At 33.9% G+C, this 18,586-nt stretch carries 15 protein-coding genes; 3 read left to right on the forward strand and 12 right to left on the reverse strand.

The window, feature by feature from the left end; translation table 11 throughout:
• Positions 1-11 precede the first annotated feature (11 nt).
• Both QVO42_RS09935 and QVO42_RS09940 read right to left on the reverse strand, forming a co-directional pair.
• On the reverse strand, positions 12-1,004 hold the full coding sequence (locus tag QVO42_RS09935; RefSeq protein ID WP_022425954.1) for an isocitrate/isopropylmalate dehydrogenase family protein: 993 nt from the start codon (positions 1,002-1,004) through the stop codon (positions 12-14).
• A complete protein-coding gene (locus QVO42_RS09940; RefSeq protein WP_022425955.1) occupies positions 1,004-2,923 on the reverse strand; it encodes an aconitate hydratase in 1,920 nt (639 codons plus the stop codon). The genes QVO42_RS09935 and QVO42_RS09940 overlap by 1 nt, the downstream gene beginning before the upstream one ends.
• Positions 2,924-3,051: 128 nt before the next feature.
• Between QVO42_RS09940 and abc-f the strand changes: the two genes are divergently transcribed.
• Positions 3,052-4,908 (forward strand): ribosomal protection-like ABC-F family protein, encoded by a 1,857-nt coding sequence (gene abc-f / locus QVO42_RS09945; RefSeq protein WP_022425956.1) that lies wholly within the window; start codon positions 3,052-3,054, stop codon positions 4,906-4,908.
• A gap of 23 nt (positions 4,909-4,931) precedes the next feature.
• On the opposite strand, the gene QVO42_RS09950 is transcribed toward abc-f, so the two are convergent.
• The 4 genes from QVO42_RS09950 to QVO42_RS09965 form a co-directional block, all read right to left on the reverse strand.
• On the reverse strand, positions 4,932-5,780 hold the full coding sequence (locus QVO42_RS09950) for a hypothetical protein (RefSeq protein WP_022425957.1): 849 nt from the start codon (positions 5,778-5,780) through the stop codon (positions 4,932-4,934).
• Positions 5,781-5,846: 66 nt separating this feature from the next.
• Positions 5,847-7,277 carry a glycoside hydrolase family 1 protein gene (locus tag QVO42_RS09955; protein ID WP_022425958.1) on the reverse strand — a complete coding sequence of 477 codons (1,431 nt, stop codon included), beginning with the start codon at positions 7,275-7,277 and terminating at the stop codon, positions 5,847-5,849.
• Positions 7,278-7,413: 136 nt separating this feature from the next.
• Complete coding sequence (locus QVO42_RS09960) at positions 7,414-7,875, reverse strand: GNAT family N-acetyltransferase (RefSeq protein ID WP_022425959.1); 462 nt, start codon at positions 7,873-7,875, stop codon at positions 7,414-7,416.
• Positions 7,876-7,952: 77 nt separating this feature from the next.
• Entirely contained in the window at positions 7,953-10,034 is a 2,082-nt protein-coding gene (locus QVO42_RS09965; RefSeq protein ID WP_022425960.1) for a glutamine synthetase III family protein, read from the reverse strand.
• Between the two features lie 231 nt (positions 10,035-10,265).
• On the opposite strand from QVO42_RS09965, the gene QVO42_RS09970 reads away from it, so the two are divergent.
• Entirely contained in the window at positions 10,266-10,946 is a 681-nt protein-coding gene (locus QVO42_RS09970; RefSeq protein WP_022425961.1) for a response regulator transcription factor, read from the forward strand.
• 31 nt (positions 10,947-10,977) lie between these two features.
• Here the strand turns inward: QVO42_RS09970 and QVO42_RS09975 are convergent, their stop codons facing one another.
• Together QVO42_RS09975 and QVO42_RS09980 are read right to left on the reverse strand one after the other, a co-directional pair.
• A complete protein-coding gene (locus QVO42_RS09975) occupies positions 10,978-11,487 on the reverse strand; it encodes a hypothetical protein (RefSeq protein WP_022425962.1) in 510 nt (169 codons plus the stop codon).
• Positions 11,488-11,609: 122 nt separating this feature from the next.
• Positions 11,610-13,016 (reverse strand): PTS sugar transporter subunit IIC, encoded by a 1,407-nt coding sequence (locus tag QVO42_RS09980; RefSeq protein ID WP_022425963.1) that lies wholly within the window; start codon positions 13,014-13,016, stop codon positions 11,610-11,612.
• Positions 13,017-13,335: 319 nt separating this feature from the next.
• On the opposite strand from QVO42_RS09980, the gene QVO42_RS09985 reads away from it, so the two are divergent.
• Positions 13,336-15,387: an elongation factor G gene (locus tag QVO42_RS09985; RefSeq protein WP_022425964.1), complete on the forward strand. Its 2,052-nt coding sequence runs from the start codon at positions 13,336-13,338 to the stop codon at positions 15,385-15,387.
• A gap of 356 nt (positions 15,388-15,743) precedes the next feature.
• Here the strand turns inward: QVO42_RS09985 and QVO42_RS09990 are convergent, their stop codons facing one another.
• From QVO42_RS09990 to QVO42_RS10005, 4 genes are read right to left on the reverse strand one after another with little or no spacing between them, the layout of a single operon-like run.
• Positions 15,744-16,448 (reverse strand): GntR family transcriptional regulator, encoded by a 705-nt coding sequence (locus QVO42_RS09990; protein WP_022425965.1) that lies wholly within the window; start codon positions 16,446-16,448, stop codon positions 15,744-15,746.
• A 57-nt stretch (positions 16,449-16,505) separates the two neighbouring features.
• Positions 16,506-17,048: a phosphodiesterase gene (gene yfcE / locus QVO42_RS09995; RefSeq protein ID WP_022425966.1), complete on the reverse strand. Its 543-nt coding sequence runs from the start codon at positions 17,046-17,048 to the stop codon at positions 16,506-16,508.
• A 1-nt stretch (position 17,049) separates the two neighbouring features.
• Complete coding sequence (locus QVO42_RS10000) at positions 17,050-17,796, reverse strand: exodeoxyribonuclease III (protein ID WP_022425967.1); 747 nt, start codon at positions 17,794-17,796, stop codon at positions 17,050-17,052.
• 25 nt (positions 17,797-17,821) lie between these two features.
• Positions 17,822-18,445 carry a GyrI-like domain-containing protein gene (locus tag QVO42_RS10005; protein ID WP_022425968.1) on the reverse strand — a complete coding sequence of 208 codons (624 nt, stop codon included), beginning with the start codon at positions 18,443-18,445 and terminating at the stop codon, positions 17,822-17,824.
• Positions 18,446-18,586: the final 141 nt, after the last annotated feature.

The following is an 18,586-nucleotide window of genomic DNA, read 5'->3' on the forward strand; positions in this document are numbered from 1 at the left end:
TGTCCCTCCTCTTATAATTTATCGATAATTGCGTCTGTAAACTCTTTTGTAGTTGCCTGTCCACCAATATCAGGTGTTGTAAACTTACCTTCTTCTACAACTGCTGCTAAAGCTTCTCTTAAAGATTGTGCTTCTTTCTGTTTATTTAATGCTTCAAGCATCATTGCGAATGCAAGAATTAAAGAACTTGGGTTCGCAATACCTTTACCTGCAATATCAGGTGCACTGCCATGAACAGCTTCATAAATACGGTAGTCGTCACCAATATTACCTGATGGTGCAATACCAAGACCACCTACAAGACCTGCACATAAGTCAGAAACAATATCCCCATATAAATTTGGTGCAACAAGGACATCAAATGTTTCTGGACGCTGTACAAGCTGCATACACATATTATCAATAATAACTTCCTGTGTTTCTATTTCTGGATAATCTTTTGCCACTTCTCTATAACAATCAAGGAAAAGACCATCTGTATATTTCATTATATTGGCTTTATGAATGGCTGTCACTTTTTTTCTGTTATTTGTGCGTGCATATTCAAATGCATAACGACAAATACGTGTAGAAGCTTCTCTAGTGATCAACTTAACACCATTCGCAATATCATCAGTGAGCATATATTCAATACCTTTATATAAATCTTCAGTATTTTCTCTAATGATGACTAAATCAATATTTTCATATTTAGAATCAATACCCTTGAAGTTACGTAAAGGACGTACATTAGCATAAGTAGAGAACTTCTGTCTTAATGCGACATTCACACTTCTAAAGCCTGTTCCAATTGGAGTTGCTGTAGGACCTTTTAATGCCCATTTATATTCTTCAATTGCATCTACAAGACCAGGTTCCCATACTTCACCTGTTTCTTTTGCATATTGGGCACCTGCTCTATATTTAACCCATTCAATATCTAGGTTCATTGCTTTTGTGATAGATTCAACACTTGCTGAAATCTCTGGTCCAATACCATCACCTGGAATAAGTACTGCTTTCATTAGAAATCTCCTCCTAGTTCTTTAATTGCATTTAATAATCCACCATACTGAATCATGACTTTTTCACGTGCTGATAATGATAGATGTGCTGTAATAGTTTCATTTGTATTTTTATTAGTCACTACAATGTCCTTACCTTCTTCTACAGATGTTAATAAATCACTTAATTCGTAATCATCCTGATCATTGAAGAAATCATAATCTTTCGCATCAATAACAAGTGGAAGAATACCATTGTTGATTAAATTAGAACGATGAATTCTCGCAAATGAAATTGCAAAGATAGCTTTAATTTTTAAGTAGTTAGGTACTAATGCAGCATGTTCTCTTGATGAACCCTGTCCATAGTTATCTCCACCTACAATGAAACCACCATTGTTTTTAACAGCTCTATTATAGAATTCAGGATCTACCTTAGAGAATGAGAACTTAGCTAAGTGAGGGACATTAGAACGGAATGGAAGTAGTTTAGAATCAGAAGGTACAATATGGTCTGTAGAAATATTGTCTCCTACTTTTAATACAACTTTACCGCTTACTGTATCTGTTAACTTATCTCCTCTAGGAACTGGTTTGATGTTAGGACCCATATAAATTTCATTATCAGGGATATATTCACTAATAAAGAAGTTAGGATTCTTCACAAATGGTGTATCTGGTACTTCTTCTAATACCATATCATCTTCAAATTCCTGTGATAAATAACCTTTGACTGCAGATAATGCAGCAACTTCTGGAGATACAAGATATACACTTGCATCATTTGTACCAGAACGTCCTTTAAAGTTACGGTTGATTGTTCTTAAAGATACACCTTTTGATAATGGAGCCTGTCCCATACCGATACAAGGGCCACAACCACATTCAAGGATTCTAGCACCTGCATGAATCATATCTGCAAGAGCACCATTTTGTGCAAGCATAGAAAGAATTGAAGAAGAACCTGGTGCGATAACTAAAGAAACATCTTCAGCTACTTTACGACCTTTTAAGATCTTTGCAGCACGCATCATATCTGGTAAAGATGAGTTTGTACAAGAACCAATGACTACCTGATTGATCTTCATACCTTCTAATTCTTTTACATCTACTACATTATCTGGTGAATGAGGCTGAGCAACCATAGGAACTAATGTAGACATATCGATTTCAATAGTTTCATCATATGTTGCATCAGCATCAGCTTTCATTTCAACATATTCATCTTCTCTACCCTGCTGTTTTAAGTAAGCTAAAGTATTTTCATCTGTTGGGAATACTGAAGTAGTGGCACCAAGTTCTGCACCCATGTTACAGATAGTCGCACGGTCAGTAAGTGAAAGATCATTTAAACCTTCACCTGTGTATTCAACAATCTTATTAACCCCACCTTTTACTGATAATTCCTGTAAGATTTTTAAGATAACATCTTTTGCAGATACCCAAGGTGCTTTACGTCCTGTTAGTTTAACCTGTAATACTGATGGACACTGAACATAGTACTTACCTGTTGCCATGGCAACAGCGACATCAAGTCCTCCTGCACCAATCGCAATCATACCCATTGCACCACATGTTGGTGTATGAGAATCTGAACCAATAAGCGTCTTACCTGGATGTGAGAAATTTTCAAGCTGTAACTGATGACAAACACCATTACCTGGTTTAGAGAATGTGATACCATGTTTTCTTGCAACAGATTTAATAAATTCATGGTCATCCATGTTTTCAAAACCAGTCTGAAGCATGTTATGGTCAATATAAGCCACGGCTTTTTCTACTGCAACATGACCTACATTCATTGCTTCTAACTGAAGATAAGCCATTGTACCTGTAGAATCCTGTGTTAAAGTCTGGTCAATTCCAATACAAATAGATGTTCCTGGAACTAATTCTCCTTCTTTAAGATGTGCATTCAAGATTTTATACGCTAGATTCATATAATCTTCTCCCCCTTGTTTCTTATTGTATACAATTATACACATATACTATTATCTGTGCAATATAAAAAACAAAGATAATTTGTATTTATTTCGTTAAATTGGTACAATACATTGGGTGATGAAAAATGATATTATCTTGTTCAGGACTATCTAAATCTTATTCTGGAAAAGAAGTCCTAAAAAATATAACATTCCATATAGAAGAGCATGATAAGCTTGCTATTATTGGTGTTAATGGTGCTGGTAAGAGTACATTGCTTAGAATTCTTTTAAATGAAGAAGCTTATGATGATGGTATAATGACTATTGCGAAGAATATTCGTATTGGTACATTGAATCAGGAACATAAGTTTGATCTTAATAAGAGTATTTATGAAACATTGGAAGAACCTTTTGAAGATTTAAAGAAAATAGAGAAACGTATTCGTGAATTGGAACAGGAAATGGCTGTCACAAATGATTTAGATACAATTATGAATCAGTATGATTCTTTATTATCTAAATTCCAGGATGAAGGCGGTTATGCCATGGAGTCACAGGTGAAAGGTGTTCTCAATGGTTTAGGTTTTGATGAGGATATGTGGTATAAACCTATCGGTATTTTATCTGGTGGACAGAAAACAAGAATTGCGTTAGGTCAGTTATTATTACGTTCTCCCGATTTATTATTACTAGATGAACCGACCAACCATCTTGATGTAAATTCTATTGAATGGTTGGAAAACTATTTAAAACAGTATAATAAAGCTGTAATTGTAGTATCTCATGACCGTTATTTTATTGATCAAGTGTCTACTTCTATCATGGAAATAGAAAATGGTAAGAGTAAGATCTATAAATGTAATTATTCTAAATATGCTGAAATCAAGAAACATGATCGTGATGTAGAATTAAAACATTATTTAAATAACCAGAAAGATATTAAACGTATGCAGGAATCTATTGATCGTTTAAAATCTTATAACCGTGAAAAACAGGTGAAACGTGCTGAATCTAAAGAGAAAGCACTTGAACGTATGGAGAAGGTAGAAAGACCTGAAAGTCTTCCTTCTAGTATTCGTTTCGCGTTTGAGCCTGAAGTAGAGAGTGGTTATGATGTTTTAAAAGTAGATGATGTAGCGATGGCTTTTGATAAGCCACTATTTGATTCTGTGTCTTTTGAAGTTAAGAAAGGTGAAAGAGTTGCTTTACTTGGACCTAATGGTGTAGGTAAGACAACTATGTTCCATTTGATTCTTAAAGATTATTTACCAATACACGGACGTATTCGTTTAGATTCTAAGGTGATGATTGGCTATTATGATCAGGAACAGACTTCTTTATCTCCTGAAAAAACAATCTTTGATGAAATACATGATGCTTATCCTGATATGAATAATACAGAGATCAGAAACATCTGTGCTGCATTCTTATTCAAAGGTGAAGATGTATTTAAAACAATTGATGTTTTATCCGGTGGTGAAAAAGGACGCATCGTCTTAATTAAGTTATTACTTAACAAGGCAAACTTCTTAATTCTAGATGAACCAACAAACCATTTAGATATCCAATCTAAGGAAATACTAGAAGATGCATTATTAGATTTTCCTGGTACTATTCTCTTTATTTCTCATGACCGTTATTTTATTAATAAATTGGCTACTAAGATTGTAGAGATGAATCCTCATGGTGATGAAATATTTGGTGGTAACTATTCTTATTATCTTGAACATCGTAAAGTAGAAGAAGTTGTGAAAGAAACAGCGGTAAAAGTTCAAAATAACATTGATAAGAAAAAGAAGAATAGATTAAAGAAGATAGAAAATGATATTTCTGACTTTGAAGAGAAGATCAGTGCGAAGGAAGAAGAACTCCATAGTGATGAAGTGATGAATGATTATCAGAAGTATAATGAAATCACCGCTGAACTAGAAGACTTAAACAACAAATTAGAAGAACTCATGACGGAATGGGAAGAACTTTCAGAAGAGATGAACGCTTAAAAGGACTAGGGGCAACCCTAGTCCTAATTTCTTTGTTTTAAGTTATAGATAAGTATAAATGCACAGATAAAATCACCAACGATTGATACAATAAATGGATAAAATGCATAAAGATCTTTTAATGTTGGTAAGAAAGATAAGACAAAAATATTCTGTGAATAACATAAGAACTTAATGCCTATCACCATAAAGGCAATCATATAAGTAAACCATAAACAATAATGTGTATAGATTCCTCCTGGCACCACATGCTTTAATCTTTCATATTCATTCTCTGTTCCTCTATTATGAGATAACTTAATATACATATTCTTATATATCTTGAGATTCATACGTGAGAACATAATGATTGGAATATAGAGTAATGTCCAGAAACCAATAGTCCCTAAGTAAGGACACAGTAAACCACTCACAATAGAAGCACCCATGCATATATAGAAGGAACGTGGCATAGTAAATGTCAGCCCTTCAGGATCAAAGTAATCATAAAGTTCTCTTCCACCATAACGATGTAACCATTTATTTCTTTCATCATAAACAGTCTTAATAGATAAGACATTAACCATTAGACCAATCATATAGAGTACTGTATTCAGCAATTCCCCTCTTTTATTAATAAGAGTCACAGTACTGTCTCCATCTAATTGATAAAGGAAAAGCATAATAACTGAAGTCACAACAACTAACATTACAGATAGTATAAAATAAGCATTATAGAGTGTATCTTTTTCTGAATCATCAGCCTTTTTAATACGATATTCCATTAAGCCATAAAGACCTGTTTCTATTAATACAACAAGACTTCCTAAACCTATAGGAGGATTAATTAGGAAAATAAACCAGCTTATTAGCGATAAAATAATAGCGTTCATATTTCCCTCCTTTCCCACCTATCATACACTAAAAAAAACATCCGGAAAAGACCGGATGTTCATTTATTATTCAACATCAAAGTCGTCTGATAAGTCTTCACCATTAGTAGCGATGACTTTCTTATACCAGTAGAATGAATCTTTCTTATAACGATCAAGAGTTCCTACTTCTTCATCTGTAGTATCTACATAGATAAAACCATATCTCTTTCTGATACCTTCATGAGTTGATACTAAGTCGATTGCTGACCAAGGGCAGTAACCCATCATTTCGATGTTTTCAGTAACAGCCTTATGTAACTGTTCGATATGTGCTCTTAAGTATGCAATTCTGTAGTTATCATGAACACGACCATCTTCTAATGTATCGTATGCACCTAAACCATTTTCAGTAACAATCATTGGTAAATGATAACGAGAATACATTTCTCTCATAGTTGCTAAGAAACCATCAGGGTCAATTTCCCAACCGAATTCAGTCTTCTTAAGGTTTGGATTTGCATATCCCTTATAGTAACCTGCTTCACCACGAGCTGACTGCTGGTCTGCACCTGGATCTAATTCATCATCAGCTGCTGCTTTCTGTACAGTTGCAGTTGAATAGTAGTTGAAACCAATGAAGTCTGGATGTGCATTCTTCATAGCTTCTTCATCACCTTCAGCAAATGTAGGTGTTGCATCATTTTCTTCTAAGTAAGTCCATACTAAGTTATTGTATTTTCCATAAACAGCCATATCTAAATATAACCAGTTTCTGATTGCATTGTATTCCTGAGCTGCTAAATTATCTTCTGGCTTACAAGTTGCTGGATATACATAAGAAATATTTGGAGCTGGACCAATCTTAGCATTTGGAAGCATTTCATGACATAAAACCATAGCTTTAGCCTGAGCAACTAACATATGGTGGTTTTGCTGATATACTTCTTTTAATACATTTGTAGTACCTTCAGGAATTCTTAATGTACCAATAATTGGACCAACTAAAGTAAGCATATTCTGTTCGTTGATAGTTAACCAGTATTTAACTCTATCACCGAAGTTTTCAAACATAACCTTTGCGAAGTTAACGAACCAGTCTACTGATTCAGGATTAGACCAAGAACCTCTCTTGTCTAATGCATCAGGCATATCAAAGTGGAACATAGTCACTAATGGTTCGATATTATATTCTAAACATGTATTAATCACATCATTGTAATGATCGATACCTGCCTGGTTTACTTCACCAGTTCCATTAGGAATTAGTCTAGTCCAAGCGATTGAGAAACGGTATGTCTTGAATCCCATTTCAGCCATTAACTTGATATCTTCTTTATAACGATGATAGTGATCTGCACATACATCTAAAGATGCAGTTCCTGCTGGTAGTTCTTTAACATCCTGACATGATGGTCCTTTACCATCTGATAAATTAGCACCTTCTACCTGATAAGCTGAAGTAGATGCACCCCATAAGAAATCTTTTGGAAAAGCTTTTAATTTGTTGTCTAACATTTATGAGTCTCCTTTTCTTTTTTTCTGACACCATTATAACGGAAGATTTTAAAAATCATGATTCTTTTCAAGAATAGAAAAAAGAGAAAATATTTTCACATTTTCTCGCTTATCCTACACTTTTTTTAAAAGTATCTTAAATTTTCTTTTCCATTAAGTATCTTAGAAGTCTTTCTCCACGTCTTTCATTGATTTGTTCTTCAATGACTGCATAACCTTTAGATTCAAAGAATGCTTTAGATGTAATAGATGAAGTCACATTAATCACATGACTTCCATGTTTTTTTGCATATTCTTCTAACTCTTCTACAAGTTTAGATGCAATCCCTTTTCTTAAATAATCAGGATGAACATATAAACGATCCAAATATCCAGTTTTGCCAATATTACCGAATGCAATCAACTTATCATCTTCCTCAACCACGATAGTATGATTTTTCTCTAAAGACTTTTCCCAATGATATTCATTAGCATCCTTAGGTGCAATAGCATCTAATTGTTCTTCACTATAATCATTCTTATTGACTTCATGAACAGTGACATAAAATAAATCCATAACTGCATGAAGATCTGTGTTCTTGTATTCTCTAAATTCCATTTATATCACCTCTATTTCATACTCACATTATACCATTATTTGCCCATAAAAAAAACGGTCATTACAGACCGTTTCTATTAAATACCGAATAATAAATCGATATAGTTTGGAATTGGATACTGCTGAGCACTTACTTTAGTTTCTAAGCTATCAGCAGTTGCACGTAATGCATCCATAGCTGGGATAACTAAATCCTTCCATGCAGTTGCAGTATCTAATGTAGAAGAATCAGTTGATTCAGCTTTATTGATAGCATCTTCTAATGTAATCATCTGTTCACGCATAGTTGAAAGTAAAGAAGTTAATACCTTTAAGTCTTCAACCATGAATGTATTGTCTACACCAGCCTTAGCTACTTCTTTTGCATCATTAGCTAAAGTACCACATGCCTTTACATATGCTGGATATAATTCAGTCTTAGCCATTGATAATGCTGTTAAAGCTTCAACACGGATTGTCTTAGCATAGTTGTCTAACTGGATGTCATAACGTGAATCAATTTCAGCTTCAGTGAATACACCATGTTTTACAAACATTTCACGGATTTCAGGTTTCTTTAAGCAAGCGCATGCATCTACAGAGTTTGCGTGGTTAGGTAATCCACGTCTTGCAGCTTCTTCTTTCCATTCTTCTGAATATCCATCACCATTGAAGATGATTCTTTCATGATTCTTGAAGAATTCTCTAATGATATCATCTAATGATTCACCTGCATCTAATTTAGCAGCCATCTGATCATATTCTTCAGCCATAATAGCATTTAACATAGTGTTAACTGCTGCAACTGACTGAGATGAACCAACCATACGGAATTCAAATTTATTACCTGTGAAGGCAAAAGGAGATGTTCTGTTTCTGTCTGTTGAGTCTTTAGAGAAATCTGGGATAACTGATACACCAGTAGTGAATCTTTCACCAGTAGTCTTATTTAATTCTTCACCATCAATGATTGCTTTAATAACTTTATTTAAGTCATCACCAACGAATGCTGAAACAATTGCAGGTGGAGCTTCGTTAGCACCAAGTCTGTGGTCATTACCAGCACAAGCAGCAGATAATCTCAATAATTCAGCATATTCATCAACACCCTTGATAGCACAAGCAAGAGTAGCTAAGAAAGGCTTATTGTTAATTGGATCAGGTCCAGGACTAAATAAGTTAATACCAGTATTAGTTAATAATGACCAGTTGTTATGCTTACCAGAACCGTTAACACCTTCAAATGGTTTTTCATGTAATAAACATCTTAAACCATGTTTCTTCGCAATATCCTGAGATAACTGCATAACTAATGCGTTATTATCAGCTGTTACGTTAGCTACTGTATATACACATGCAACTTCATGCTGTGCAGGAGCAACTTCGTTATGCTTAGTCTTTGAAGGAATACCATATTTCCATAATTCGTTGTCAAGATCCTTCATGAAGGCACCTACTTTACGTTTAATAGAACCAAAGTAGTGATCTTCTAATTCCTGACCCTTAGGAGCACTTGCGCCATAAAGAGTACGACCAGTTAATTTTAAGTCAATTCTCTTCTGCCAGTATTCATCTAATACTAGGAAATATTCCTGTTCAGCACCAACTGATGCAGTTACTTTTCTAACATCTTCTAAACCAATCTTATTTAATAAGTTAGTAGCAGATGCACTTAAAGCATCACAAGCACGTAATAATGGAGTCTTTTTATCAAGCGCTTCACCAGTATAAGAACAGAATAATGTAGGAATATATAAGCTACCATCTTTTACAAAGGCTGGAGAAGTACAATCCCATGCAGTATAACCACGTGCTTCGAAAGTAGCACGGATACCACCAGATGGGAAAGAAGAGGCATCAGGTTCACCTTTTCTTAATGTCTTACCACTAAATTCAAGAACTGCTCCACCATTTCCATCTGGTTCTAAGAAAGCATCATGCTTTTCTGCAGTTAAACCAGTCATTGGCATAAACCAGTGAGTGAAATGTGTAGCACCATTTTCAACAGCCCAGATCTTCATTGCATTTGCGATTACAGTCGCAACTTCTTTTGAAAGAGGTTCTCCCTTATCTAGAGCTTCATGGAAAGCTTTATAAGTAGATTTAGGAATGCGTTCCTTCATAGTTTCGTCGTTGAACGTATAACGACCGTATTCATCTAAAAGTTTGTTCATTTCCATACGATTACATCTCCTTTTTATGGGTATGATTGTAGCAATAAAAAATATTTGTGTCAATACTTTTTTATCACTGTGCAATAATTTTTATCATTCACTCCTTATTGCACCCACATAGTATCACAAAATGTAGGCTTTTAACTACTCTAATTCAATAATTTTCACTTTTTAAAAAATATTAGCCAACTTGTCATTTAATACCGAAAAGATTATAATTGTAGCGAGGTGAAAAATATGTTTGGAAAACAGAAAACATTGATCATAGATCATAATAGTGAACGTAATAATCGCATTAAGAATTATCTCAATCAAGATCATTTTATTTGTTATCAAGCAAAGACTTTGGATGAATTCAATTCTCTTTATACAAACAACAATTATGATTGCATTATTCTAGAAGATGTATTCCCCGGTATTAATACTAATAAATTCCTAGTAAAAAATAGACGTAACTCACAAGCTATTACTATAGTTATAAGTGATATGTTAAATGAAGCTTACTTAGAAGATTTATTAGATGCCGGTGCGGATGATTACATTGTAGTACCCTTCTCATTAACTTCTTTATTAAGAAAAATTCAAGACGTCTATAAGATGGGTGTTTTAAGACCTAGAAAGATCTACCGTTTTAAAGATATTATATTAGATGATACTGCCAAGACCGTTTCATTAAACGATCATTCAGTTACTCTAACTAAAAATGAATTTAAACTATTAAAAATGTTGATGTCTCATCCCTATCAACCTTATACTTCAACCAAGATTTTTGAAGGTATCTGGGGTGATAGTGTTTATGCAGATGATCAATCAGTCATGAACCTAGTAAGTTCACTTATAATAAAATTAAATAGAACAGGCTCTCATGAAGAGTATATCAGACGCTTTGGCGCAAACTCTTATAAGATGGCCATATAAAAAAAGAATGCATATCGCATTCTTTTTTCTTTTAGCTTCTCTTATTGATTTTTCTACGTCTTCTGTTTTCGCGTCTTTCTTTCTTTTCAATCTTACGATGCTGGTCAGTATAATCCGCTACTGTACAGTGGATACGTTTATTAGATTCGCAAATTGCATCTACAAATTCATATCTATCTTTTGGGAATGTACTATATCTCTTTTTTAAATCTGTATAAAGTTCAATAGCATGAGGTCTAGTGACTAAGTCAGCCATTCTTGATACTGGATCACAAATGACTTCACATGACATTAAGTCTACTTCTTTTTGAGGTAATAATCTTCTTTTTAAGATTAAAGTTTTGCCATCGACAATATATTTATAAGGACGACATCCTAAGAAATAAAGATACATTGCAGCCAAGAAAACTGAAACAATAATAAATGACTGCTGATCCAATGATTTTAATACAAACATGACGATATCATAAATCCAAACAAGAGTTAAAGCACCTAGCCAGATACCTACAGCTAGATTTGGTTTTACCTTGAATTCTTTCATAAAAAAAAGGCCTCACTTTCTTTTCTATTATACAATATTTAGTCCTTTATTACAATAAAAAAGAAGAGAGGCAAGGCTCTCTTCTCATTGTCGAAATATTATAATTATAAATTTTAAATAAATTATTCAGCAGCCTGTTTAGCCTGATACTTTTCGTAAGCAATCAAGAATGGTGTATAGATTACAACAGATAATGCGATAACGATTAACTGTGATACAGCACCCATTAGTTTACCACCTGTACATAAGAATCCTAAGAATACTGGTGGCATTGTCCAAGGTACTTCAAGTACGATCTTAGGACAGAATCCACTAGAAACTAATAGATAACCTACAACAAGTGTAACTACTGGAGCTAAGATAAATGGAATATCTAGAATTGGGTTCAATACTAGAGGAACACCAAATGTCATAGTTTCGTTGATGTTGAATAAACCTGGAACGACAGAGATACCAGCGATAGTTCTGTTATCTTCACGTTTAGAGAAGATAAGAATTGCGATTACTAAACCGATAGTAACACCAGAACCACCGAATTCACCAAACATCTGTAACATAGTTAAGTTCATTACATATGGAATGTCCTTCTGAGCAGCACCTGCAGTAAATGCAGCTGTGTTAGCATATAGTAATGGTCTGAAGATTGGTTCCTTAACAGCACTAACCATGTTATTACCATGAATACCTACGCACCAGAATAATGAGATAATTACATAAAGAATAGCAACTGCAAAGATGTTGTTACCAATTAAGCTCTGTAATGGTTTCTGAACGACATTAAAGATAAATGCGTTTAATTCAGAACCAGTAGCTAACTGACATACTAGCCCAACAGCACCAACAACGATTGCAGTTAAGCAAGTTGGGATTAATACTTCGAATGCGCGAGCAACTCCAGGTGGAACCTGTTCTGGCATCTTGATCTTTAATGCATCATTCTTACGGAACATATTGTAAAGTTCCATACCAACGATTGCAACAATTAAACCTGTGAATAAACCAGTTGCAGCAGTGTAGTTAGATAAAATACCGCTGTAAGTAAAGCTATCAGCTGTAATTTTATGTTTAGCAGCTTCACCAGTCACATTAATGAAATCACCTAAAGTATAACCATGAGATTTACCAGCTTTATCAATGAAAGAAGCAGATAAATCTTTTGCAGCAAATGAAGTTGGAGTTACCATCATCCATAAGATAAATCCTAATACAGCTGGGAAAGCACCAGTTTCACCATTTGCTTCAGCAATTTCAGAAGCAAGTAACATAGTAATACCAATAGTAATACATGAGATTGTAGCATACTGCATTGCAGTAAAAATTGGGTTAAGAACTTTAAGAACCATAATTGGAGACCATAAAGCACCTAAACCTGTTGAATCATTTACTAAAACGTTTGTCCAAAGAACACCAACGGCACCTGAGATTGTAGCTGGCATGAAGTTCTGGAATGCATTCTTGATTGCATTCAAGTACTTATTCTGACCACACCAAGCACCGACACGTCCTAGCTTATCAGCAAAAGCGTCCATTTAATTTCCTCCCTTTCAAGAGTTGGCGTAACTCTTGTACAGGTACTATTTTACACAATCTGAAATGTAAGTCCATGGATGCGCTATCACGAGCACGATTGTTACAAAGAACTCTTTTTCGCATATCATTATCTTGTAAATATGATACATTTATAATCTATTTACCAATGTACTTTCATTTCAATTATAGCCAATCACTCCTCATTTTGGAAAACTTTTTTAAAACAGTGATTATTTCCCATTATTAAAATGATGTATGATAAAATATTCTTATAGATTTACATTACATAGAAGTGCATTAGAAAGGTGGTAGATGTTTATGAGAGATTATCATGCGCACGAAATTGGAAATGTAGCTGTTTTAGGACATTCTGGATGTGGTAAGACAAGTATAGTAGAAACAATGGCTTACCGTGCTGGAACAATTGGTCAGATTGGTAATATCCAAAGTGGTAATACAATTAGTGACTATAGTGCTGAGGAGATTGCACGTCAATCTTCTATTAATTTATCAATCATTCCGATTGAATGGGATAACTGTAAGATTAATTTAATAGATGTTCCTGGTACTTTTGACTTCGTAGGTGAAACAGAAGCAGCTTTATCTGTTTGTGAATCTGCTTTAATTATTTGTCCAAGTTATGCTGGTATTTCAGCAGGTACAAAACAGGCAATGTATAAGGCAAGAGATAAAGGTAAGATCATCTATATTAATGGATTAGATAATCCAAATAGTGATTATCCTACAAAGCTTCAACAGTTAAAGGATACTTATGGTAAGGGTATTGCCCCAATACAGGTACCAATCATGGATAATAATAAGATGGTTGGTTATGTCAATGTTGCAAAGATGGAAGGACGTATGTTTGAAAATGGTCAGACACATGAGGCCCCTATTCCTGAAGATATGATGGATGAAGTATTACCAATCAAAGCAATGATTGATGAGGCCGTGGCGAATACAAGTGATGAATTACTTGAAAAATATTTAGAAGAAGAACCTTTCACAAAAGAAGAGATTTCTAATGCATTAAGACAGGGTGTTACTGATGGTAGTTTGATTCCTGTACTTTGTGGTACTGATCGTATTGGTATTAGTATTATCTTGAATTCTATGTGTGCTTTCTTTGATTCAGCCAATCATCCAAAGAATGCACTTATTGTAAAGGATTTAAAGAAAGATGATGAAAAGATCTTAGAATGTAATGAAGATTCGCCTACAAGCTTATTTGTCTTCAAGACAATTACTGACCCATTTGTAGGTAAGACATCTTATTTTAAGGTGACAAGTGGCACTTTATATACAGGTATGACTCTTTATAATCCAAAAGAAAAAGAAGATGAAAAGATTGTGAAGATTTATCAGCCTATGGGTAAAAACTTGATTGAAGTAGATAAACTTCATGCAGGGGAAATTGGTGCATTTACACGTTCTGCAACATGTCATACAAATGACACATTATGTGATCCACGTTCTCCTATTCTTATTCCCGATACAGAATATTCTAAACCATATTATAAGAAAGCGATTGTGCCTCTTGGTAAGAGTAATGAAGAAAAGATTGCGAATGCGATTAATAGATTACTTGAAGAGGATCCTACTTTAGTTTATGAATATAACGAAGAAACAAAGCAACAATGCTTATCTGGTATTGGTGATATTCATCTTGATACAGTGCTTAATAAATTAAAAGCAAGATTTAAGGTAGAAGCAAAGTTTGAAGATGTCAAGATTCCTTATCGTGAAACAATCAAAAAGGAAGTGACTCAAAGAACAAGATATAAGAAACAGTCTGGTGGTCATGGACAGTTTGGTGAAGTAGAAATTACCTTCAAACCTTCTCGCAATTATGATAAGCCTTATATTTTTAAGGAAGAAGTATTTGGTGGTGCTGTACCTCGTACTTATTTCCCTGCAGTTGAAAAGGGACTTATTGAAAGTGTAAAAGCAGGATGCTTAGGTGGTTATCCAGTATTAGGTATTGAAGCAACTCTTATTGATGGTGCCTATCATTCTGTTGACTCTTCTGAAATGGCCTTTAAGACTGCAACATCTATGTGCTTCAAGGAAGCGATGCCTAAGGCAGATCCTGCATTACTTGAACCATATATGAAGATGAAGGTTATTATTAATGATGAGTTTACAGGTGATATTATGAGTCATTTAAATACATTACGTGCGAGAGTTATCGGTTCTGATGTATTTGAAGATGGATTAATTAAAATTATTGCAGAAGCACCTATGAGTGAAGTGATGAACTATGCAGTTGATCTTCGTTCTATGACTCAAGGTCAAGGTGTTTTTGAAATGGAATTCCTTGATTATGAATTTGCACCCGCAAATGTAGTAAAAAAGATTTTAAATAACTAATGAAGCGAGGGAGTTTAATGGTAATTTAAAATAACTAGGGGTTTCCTAAATTTTAATTATCACGAAATTTTCCTCCCTAAATCTTTTCGACAGTTTACAGTATAATCGTTCTTTATAAAAATGTCAACGGTTACATCAGAAAAAATATGGTTTTTATTAACAAGACCATATTTTTGCATCTAAAAAATAGAAATTATATTGAGAAATTCAGACATTTTTCATTCTACACACTTTAAATTATTTTTTCATAAAATAAAAATTTAAATTCATTAATACAGTTATATTCTTCGCATGTTTTTGCTACTTGTAAATAAATGGTAAAATTAAAAGAGAACCATAACATATAGTTCTCTTAGTTATTGTTCTACAATGACGGTTTGGAATTCAAAGTCTGCATAGTGTCGACGATTGAATGTCAACTCAAATACAGAGCCATTAGAAAGGTATGTTGTCTGTTCTTCCTGGATATAAGGTTCACCTTCACCTAGTCCTAAGAATGACTGTTCGAGTATTGTAGACAGTGCTGATGTGATCTTTAAGTGACAACTCTGAACCGTCATATGTAACTGATTGATTACATATTTATACAATGAATCCTTTAGGACATCTGCTTTCAAGTTAACTAAACGATATAGTGGAATATATGTAATTTCTACACAATAAGGCTTTCCATCAACAGAACGATTTCTAATAATATGATAAACAAAGTCTCCTTCATCTATCTGTAGCTTTTCCGCTATTTTCTTATCACTTGGTATAACCTCAAATACTTTAATATCCGAAGTTACATCATGTCCTTCAAAACGCATAGAAAGACTGCGCATACGGACAGTTTCATTGTTTTCAGATACATTGAGTTCTTTCACAAATGTACCTGCTCCACGGCGACGTATAATGAGACCTTCTTTTACTAGAATCTCCAAAGCCTTCTTCATTGTTTCTTTATTACAATGGTAATTAACACATAACAAGTATTCGTAAGGAAGTTTCTGGCCCGAAGTATATTCTCCCGACTTAATCTTCTCTCTAATTGCATCTGCAATATCTCTATACTTTGCCACAAAACCACCTCCTTACTAAAAATACCATACTTTTAAAAAGAATGCACTGTATAATTCTTATTTTGTGATTTTTTTACACCAAATCTCTTTGTGTTCTAAATTATAAAGTGTGAATGTTTCATTTTCATAAACTAAGAAACTCTTTACACCTTGTTTTGGTAAAGAAATAGAGTTTGGATTCACTGTATAGAAGCCATGGTCTTCAAATACTGGAACATGATAATGTCCATAAAGGAATACATCACCCTTCTTTAAATAAGGCATATTGTCTTTATTGTATAAATGTCCATGAGTAATATAAAAATCATGACCGTCTACATTAAGTAATGCAGAATCACTTCTCATAGGGAAGTCTAAGACCATCTGATCTACTTCTGCATCACAGTTACCTCTTACTGCAAGGATCTTATCTTTATATTTGTTTAATAAAGGAATACACTTTTTAGGTGCATAACCTTCTGGTAAGTCATTTCTAGGACCATGATATAAAATATCACCTAGGATGATTAAACGGTCTGGCTGCTCTTCATCAAAGTAGTGCATTACTTTTTCTAGGTCATTATAAGAACCATGAATGTCTGATATGATCATTAGTTTCATTTTATTCCATCTCCAATCCGATTGGGCAGTGATCACTGCCAAGTATGTCACTATATATTAAACTCTCTTTTATTCTCTCTTTCAATGAATCAGAGACAATAAAATAGTCAATTCTCCATCCAGCATTTCTTTCTCTTGATTTAAACATATAACTCCACCATGTATAAGCATCCTTTTTATCTGGATAAAGATATCTGAATGTATCAATATAGCCATGAGATAAAAGTTCTGTCATCTTATTACGTTCCTGATCAGAGAAACCTGCATTATGATGATTGGATGAAGGGTTCTTTAAATCTATTTCATTATGAGCCACATTGAGGTCACCACAAAGGATGACAGGCTTATTAAGAGCATCTAAATAGGCAAGGAAGGCATCTTCCCATTCCATACGATAATCGATTCTAGCAAGCTCTTTTTTAGAATTAGGTGTATAACATGTCACAAAGTAATAGTCTTCAAACTCTAATGTAATGACTCTTCCTTCCTGATCATGTTCCTCTATTCCTATTCCATAAGATACTGATAGTGGTTCTATTCGAGTAAGTACAGCCGTTCCACTATAGCCCTTCTTCAAAGCATCATTAGTATAAAGTGTATAACCTGGGATATCTAATTCAATCTGATCCTTTTGTGCCTTAGTTTCCTGTAAGGCAAAAATATCAGCATCCAATGAATTAAAGCTTTCTAAAAAACCTTTCTTTAAACAGGCACGAATGCCATTCACATTCCATGATACATATTTCATATTTTTCTCCTTAAAAAAGAAGGAGCTAAAAAGCCCCTTCTACATTTTCTGCAATCGCATAACGAACAATTGTTTTCAGTTTTTCACTTGGTGTCTTTTCATAATCATTTAAGTAGACTTCATGATGGAATCCTTCTAAACGCATATTTTGAATAGTAATAAATTCCATAATCTGCTTAGTTGTATTGATTTCAGTATTATAAGCACCCTTATGTAGCATCTGTACGCAATGTCCTTCTGTCATCCTCTTAAGATATATATCTACAATGTAAGGATTATCCTTCTTGTTAGCAGCTTTCTGTTTAATAATTTCAAATGTATTCGGATCTAGAAGCTTTGGTTGTGCCATCATTAAAGTGAACTTAATCATCTTCTTACGAGTAACGTCAAACTTTGAATTATCATAGGTATCCCATAATCCTTCTAGCGGTGAAATAAGATAAACAAGATTCTTTTCTTGTTTAAAATACTCTCTAATTTCTGCTGACATGATTCGAAGAGCTTTTGATTTTAAGTGGAACTCTTCTACTTCAGGATTACCGATTCCATCAATCATGATGAAATTGAATTCTGGAACATCAACAATGTCAATCATCTTTGTTGATGCATCATATTGTTTTTTATACTCTTTACGTATACCTTCCTTCATACGGCGCCTCCTTTCTTAAACGTAAACATTATACAAAAATTCACAAGAAAATACTACCATTTTAGTATTATTTCTAAAGAATGTCTTGATAATGTGTCAATTTCATTAATATACTTTTGGGCATTGATTCATAACTGACAA

It is taken from the genome of Catenibacterium sp. CAG:290, from assembly GCF_000437715.1.
Lineage (GTDB): Bacteria > Bacillota_I > Bacilli_A > Erysipelotrichales > Coprobacillaceae > Catenibacterium > Catenibacterium mitsuoka_A.

What these genes read in the sequence shown, in the direction of transcription:
- QVO42_RS09935 (WP_022425954.1), bottom strand. Translation starts at nt 1,004, where the DNA reads ATGAAAGCAGTACTTATTCCAGGTGATGGTATTGGACCAGAGATTTCA.
- QVO42_RS09960 (WP_022425959.1), bottom strand. Translation starts at nt 7,875, where the DNA reads ATGGAATTTAGAGAATACAAGAACACAGATCTTCATGCAGTTATGGAT.
- QVO42_RS09950 (WP_022425957.1), bottom strand. Translation starts at nt 5,780, where the DNA reads ATGAACGCTATTATTTTATCGCTAATAAGCTGGTTTATTTTCCTAATT.
- QVO42_RS09940 (WP_022425955.1), bottom strand. Translation starts at nt 2,923, where the DNA reads ATGAATCTAGCGTATAAAATCTTGAATGCACATCTTAAAGAAGGAGAA.
- QVO42_RS09965 (WP_022425960.1), bottom strand. Translation starts at nt 10,034, where the DNA reads ATGGAAATGAACAAACTTTTAGATGAATACGGTCGTTATACGTTCAAC.
- abc-f (WP_022425956.1), top strand. Translation starts at nt 3,052, where the DNA reads ATGATATTATCTTGTTCAGGACTATCTAAATCTTATTCTGGAAAAGAA.
- QVO42_RS10000 (WP_022425967.1), bottom strand. Translation starts at nt 17,796, where the DNA reads ATGAAATATGTATCATGGAATGTGAATGGCATTCGTGCCTGTTTAAAG.
- QVO42_RS09970 (WP_022425961.1), top strand. Translation starts at nt 10,266, where the DNA reads ATGTTTGGAAAACAGAAAACATTGATCATAGATCATAATAGTGAACGT.
- QVO42_RS10005 (WP_022425968.1), bottom strand. Translation starts at nt 18,445, where the DNA reads ATGAAGGAAGGTATACGTAAAGAGTATAAAAAACAATATGATGCATCA.
- QVO42_RS09975 (WP_022425962.1), bottom strand. Translation starts at nt 11,487, where the DNA reads ATGAAAGAATTCAAGGTAAAACCAAATCTAGCTGTAGGTATCTGGCTA.
- yfcE (WP_022425966.1), bottom strand. Translation starts at nt 17,048, where the DNA reads ATGAAACTAATGATCATATCAGACATTCATGGTTCTTATAATGACCTA.
- QVO42_RS09980 (WP_022425963.1), bottom strand. Translation starts at nt 13,016, where the DNA reads ATGGACGCTTTTGCTGATAAGCTAGGACGTGTCGGTGCTTGGTGTGGT.
- QVO42_RS09985 (WP_022425964.1), top strand. Translation starts at nt 13,336, where the DNA reads ATGAGAGATTATCATGCGCACGAAATTGGAAATGTAGCTGTTTTAGGA.
- QVO42_RS09955 (WP_022425958.1), bottom strand. Translation starts at nt 7,277, where the DNA reads ATGTTAGACAACAAATTAAAAGCTTTTCCAAAAGATTTCTTATGGGGT.